This window comes from Arthrobacter sp. SPT-J7 (assembly GCF_059089965.1).
Genome location: NZ_JBNHFF010000263.1, coordinates 1 through 4,174, shown reverse-complemented (window position 1 = coordinate 4,174; position 4,174 = coordinate 1). Strand labels below are relative to the sequence as shown.

At 59.0% G+C, this 4,174-nt stretch carries 6 protein-coding genes and 2 pseudogenes; 7 read left to right on the top strand and 1 reads right to left on the bottom strand.

What is annotated here, in order from left to right; translation table 11 throughout:
* Window positions 1–149, bottom strand: a pseudogene (locus AC5RWX_RS30960) (chromosomal replication initiator protein DnaA); the annotation flags it as partial.
* 468 nt (window positions 150–617) lie between these two features.
* Here AC5RWX_RS30960 and rpmH point away from each other — a divergent pair.
* The 7 genes and pseudogenes from rpmH to AC5RWX_RS30925 form a co-directional block, all read left to right on the top strand.
* Window positions 618–755 carry a 50S ribosomal protein L34 gene (gene rpmH, locus AC5RWX_RS30955; protein ID WP_003800212.1) on the top strand — a complete coding sequence of 46 codons (138 nt, stop codon included), beginning with the start codon at window positions 618–620 and terminating at the stop codon, window positions 753–755.
* Between the two features lie 39 nt (window positions 756–794).
* Entirely contained in the window at window positions 795–1,205 is a 411-nt protein-coding gene (rnpA, locus tag AC5RWX_RS30950; protein WP_494100029.1) for a ribonuclease P protein component, read from the top strand.
* Window positions 1,198–1,593, top strand: a complete 396-nt coding sequence (gene yidD, locus AC5RWX_RS30945) for a membrane protein insertion efficiency factor YidD (RefSeq protein WP_494100028.1) — start codon at window positions 1,198–1,200, stop codon at window positions 1,591–1,593. Before rnpA ends, yidD begins: the two co-directional genes overlap by 8 nt.
* Before the next feature lie 15 nt (window positions 1,594–1,608).
* Entirely contained in the window at window positions 1,609–2,583 is a 975-nt protein-coding gene (gene yidC, locus AC5RWX_RS30940; protein ID WP_494100027.1) for a membrane protein insertase YidC, read from the top strand.
* Window positions 2,583–3,149 carry a Jag family protein gene (locus AC5RWX_RS30935; protein ID WP_494100026.1) on the top strand — a complete coding sequence of 189 codons (567 nt, stop codon included), beginning with the start codon at window positions 2,583–2,585 and terminating at the stop codon, window positions 3,147–3,149. The genes yidC and AC5RWX_RS30935 overlap by 1 nt, the downstream gene beginning before the upstream one ends.
* 21 nt (window positions 3,150–3,170) lie before the next feature.
* Complete coding sequence (rsmG, locus tag AC5RWX_RS30930; protein WP_494100025.1) at window positions 3,171–3,821, top strand: 16S rRNA (guanine(527)-N(7))-methyltransferase RsmG; 651 nt, start codon at window positions 3,171–3,173, stop codon at window positions 3,819–3,821.
* An 88-nt stretch (window positions 3,822–3,909) separates the two neighbouring features.
* A pseudogene (locus tag AC5RWX_RS30925) lies at window positions 3,910–4,174 on the top strand (ParA family protein); the annotation flags it as partial.

Genomic DNA, 4,174 nt, shown 5'->3' with positions numbered 1-4,174 from the left:
AGGGTAGAGCCGATCAGGCCCTGCGGCTGGGCGAGGATGACGAAGCCACGCTGCCGCGGTGTGACGCGGTGGTCCTGCTCCAGCAGGGTGATAACCCGCCGCCAGGAACTTCCGACAGTATTGGCGTGGTTGGCTTCGTCTACTGTCATCAATCGGTTCCCTCAAAACTTGCTTTGCCTGCATTGCCTGCAGCCGCAAGTCACGAACCAGGATGGGTTCAGCTTCATCCACAGGGTTATGCACAGCACGTGGATAATCGGCTACTGGGCCACTCTAGGGGATGAAAAGCCTAGAAGATAGCTGGCAAGTAGCTTGTGGATAATTACACCGTTGTGGTTCTTAAAGCAGCCATGTGAGCCACTTCATCCACAGGCTGCAAGGGCCACTTCGCCACAGTTGTGGATATCGCCTGCACCCTGCTCCGGTTTGACTCGGGGGCTTAGATTGCCCTAACGTTGTGAAGTCCTTTGTGTCCGCTTTTTGGCCCCATCTGAATCTCTTAGACGCAGTGCGTTTGGGCAGCCGGGGGAAGCGTGCATATACAAAACTTAGCGTCGGCCAGTTCTTCCCCTTTACTGATCGGGTGGGCGCACCTTTGATCCACTGGAGTAACTAACGTGAGCAAGCGGACTTTTCAGCCGAATAACCGCCGTCGAGCCAAGAAGCACGGCTTCCGCCTTCGTATGCGTACCCGTGCCGGCCGCGCCATCCTGGCAGCCCGTCGTGGCAAGGGCCGTACCGAGCTGTCGGCCTAAATACTGACTCTTCGGTAGACATTTCTTTGCGAGTTTAAGGTGCTGGCCACCCGCAACCGTTTGAGGACTGCAACCGATTTTTCAACAACTGTACGTTCCGGTGTCCGCAATGGACGCCGGAACGTAGTGTTATATACGGCAGCCATTGCTGCTGACGAACCCAGCCGGATCGGGTTCATTGTTTCCAAGGGTGTCGGGAACGCTGTGGTCAGGAACCTCGTTAAGAGGAGACTGAGAGAAGCAGGTGCTGCCTCGCTGCGCGAGTACGGTACCGGGTTTGCCATAGTGGTCCGGGCGCTTCCTGCGTCCGCGTCCGCAAGCTGGGATCAGCTCTTGTCGGATTACAACGCCGCCTTGGCAGCGACCATGACCCGGTTGGCCGGCCGCCCTTCGCGGGCTGCTGCTAAAGGTTCGGCCGGTACAACACAGGAGGGGACACCGCGTGCGTAACGCCACCGCCGTCGTCGTCACCTATTTCCATCCTGTTGCTGCCGCTGCCGGGAGATTCCTCTGGAACCTGCCCCGGAATATCTTCATTCTTCTTTTGAAGGCCTACCGCAAGGTGGTCTCTCCCTTGTATGGCCAGGTCTGCCGATTTTTTCCTTCATGCTCGGCCTATGCCCTTGAAGCGATAACCGTCCATGGTGCCGTCAAGGGGAGCTGGCTTGCCCTCCGCCGTCTCGGCCGCTGCCATCCATGGAATGCCGGTGGTGTGGACCATGTCCCCGCCGGCCGCCGGGAATGGCCCTTAAGCCAGACCCCCACAATTGTTGTGCTGAACAACCCGGACAAGTACCTGGCTGCTCGGACTGATGGAGAAGGCCGCACTGCGGCCTGACGAATAGGGATAAGTATGGACTTCTTTGAAACAATCATGTTTCCTTTCAAGTGGCTTGTGTCCATCATCATGGTGGGCTTCCATGAGGGGTTGAGCACCATCGGCATGCCGGAGGCCTCCGGCTGGACCTGGACTCTGTCCATCATCGGCCTGGTGCTGGTGATCCGTGCCGCACTTATCCCTGTGTTCGTGAAGCAGATCAAAGCCCAGCGCGGTATGCAGCTGCTCCAGCCGGACCTGAAGAAGCTCCAGGACAAGTACAAGGGCAAGACTGACCAATTGTCCCGCCAGGCCATGGCACAGGAACAGATGGCCATGTACAAGAAACATGGGACCAACCCGTTCTCTGCGTGCCTCCCCATGCTGATCCAGATGCCGTTCTTCTTTGCGCTGTTCACGGTGCTCTCGGGCATCTCTACCGCGCGGGACCGCGGCGAGGGTATCGGTGCCATGAGCCACGAACAGGTGGTCCAGTTCGATGATTCCACCATCTTCGGCGCCACGCTGTCTGCGTCGTTGCTGCACGGCGGCGAAGGAAACCTGACAGCAGTCTGGATCCTGTCAATCGTGATGATCCTCGCTATGACCGCCTCGCAGTTCATCACACAGAAGCAGATCATGGCCAAGAACATGTCTGAAGAAGCGATGGCCAGCCCTTTCATGCGCCAGCAGAAGATGATGCTTTACATCCTGCCCATCGTCTTCGGTGTTGGTGGCATCAACTTCCCCATCGGTGTCCTGATTTACTGGACCACCACCAACCTCTGGACCATGGGCCAGCAGTTCTTTGTTATCCGCCGCATGCCGACGCCGGGATCCCCCGCAGCCAAGGCCCTCGCCGAGCGCCGTGCCGCCAAGGGCCTGCCGGCCCTCTCGATTCTCAGTGGCAAGAAGGACGAGGACGCCGACGCCGCTGCAGCCGCTGCAGCCGTTGCGCAGGCCAAGGGACAGCGCATTCAGCCACAACGCAAGAACAGGAAGAAGAAGTAATGTCAGCCGAGAGTACCGAACACGCCCTTTCCGAAGAGATCATCGACGATCAGGACGAGTCCGCTGCCCAGGACATCTCCGCCTCCAAGATTTCTTCAGCCAGCCGGTTGGAGGAAGAAGGGGACGTTGCCGCGGACTACCTCGAGGAACTGCTGGACATTGCAGATATCGACGGCGACATTGACATCGAGGTCCGCAACGGCCGAACCTACATCTCCATCGTCACCGAGGAAGAGTCCGATAGCCTGGACAACCTGGTGGGCGAGGACGGCGAAGTTCTGGAAGCCCTTCAGGAACTGACCCGGCTCTCTGTCCTGTCAGCAACGGAAAACCGCTCCCGGCTGGTCCTGGACATCAACGGCTACCGGCGGGAACGTACCGGCCACTTGCAGAAGATTGCCGAGGATGCAGCGGCCGCTGTAAAGAAGACCGGCCAAGCTGTTGCCCTGGAACCGATGAGTGCCTACGAGCGGAAGATTGTTCACGATGCGGTTGCTGACCTGGGCCTGGTGAGCGAGTCCGAGGGCGAAGGCGCCGGACGTCATATTGTTGTATCCGCAGACTAGAGAATTGCGGATCCGCTAATCATGGTTGACATTACGGCAGCTGAGCTTCTGGCAGCTGAAAAGATTTTTGGCGACCGCCTGGACCTCGCACAACGCTATGTGGAACACCTCGCCACCTCCGGAACCGAGCGGGGGCTTATCGGGCCACGGGAGATCCCCCGGTTGTGGGGGCGGCATGTTCTTAATTGTGCCGTCATCGAAAGTGAGGTTGCCCAGGGAAGCCACGTTGCCGACGTCGGCAGCGGCGCCGGGCTGCCGGGTCTGTGCCTCGCGATCGCACGTCCCGACCTCGAGCTGACCCTGATCGAACCGCTGGAGCGCAGGGTGATCTGGCTCCAGGAAGTGATTGATGATCTGGGCCTGGACAATGTAGCGGTGATGAGGACCAGGGCTGAACTTGCAGTTGGCCACGTGGAGGCCGACGTCGTGACAGCACGGGCAGTATCTGCTCTGAGTAACCTCGCCGGCCTCACCATTCCCCTGCTGGGCGGCCGCGGAGAAGTGGTGGCTATCAAGGGCCGCAGTGCCGCTGAGGAAATCGAGAAGGCAGCGAAGGTTATCCGCAAACTGGGTGGCGTTCAAACCTCTGTAATCACCGTTGGCGACAACTTGCTCGAAGAGCCCACCACCGTAGTACGCATCGTTGTAAACAAGTCCCAAAAGAAGGCCTAGGGTAGGCCCGGCGGCCACAGTCTGCCGGGGTAAGCAGTTAGGCTAGTCAACGGCAGCAAAAATAGCTGAACGAGAGTGAGTGTGCCCAGTGACCAGTAGCGAAGCCTCCACGCAACGGATACCGCCGTTCGTGTCATTGGGGTCAGCACGTTCTCTCGCTGGTGCTGCTTCAGGTGCCTCCGCGCTTTTGCGAACTCAACCGCGGTCGGTAGCGGCTCCGTCACCCACGCTGGTTTCACGTGAAACAACTTCCTCAGGTAGAGCCAATATTATCGATGCAATTGATGATTCCAGTCCTATCGCCCGGGAACTGGCCCACGAGACCCGCAGACGGGAACGCCTTGTTGGCCGGC

Excerpts from the sequence above, each read along its gene's own strand:
- yidC (WP_494100027.1), top strand. The coding sequence starts at position 1,609 with ATGGACTTCTTTGAAACAATCATGTTTCCTTTCAAGTGGCTTGTGTCC.
- rsmG (WP_494100025.1), top strand. The coding sequence starts at position 3,171 with ATGGTTGACATTACGGCAGCTGAGCTTCTGGCAGCTGAAAAGATTTTT.
- AC5RWX_RS30935 (WP_494100026.1), top strand. The coding sequence starts at position 2,583 with ATGTCAGCCGAGAGTACCGAACACGCCCTTTCCGAAGAGATCATCGAC.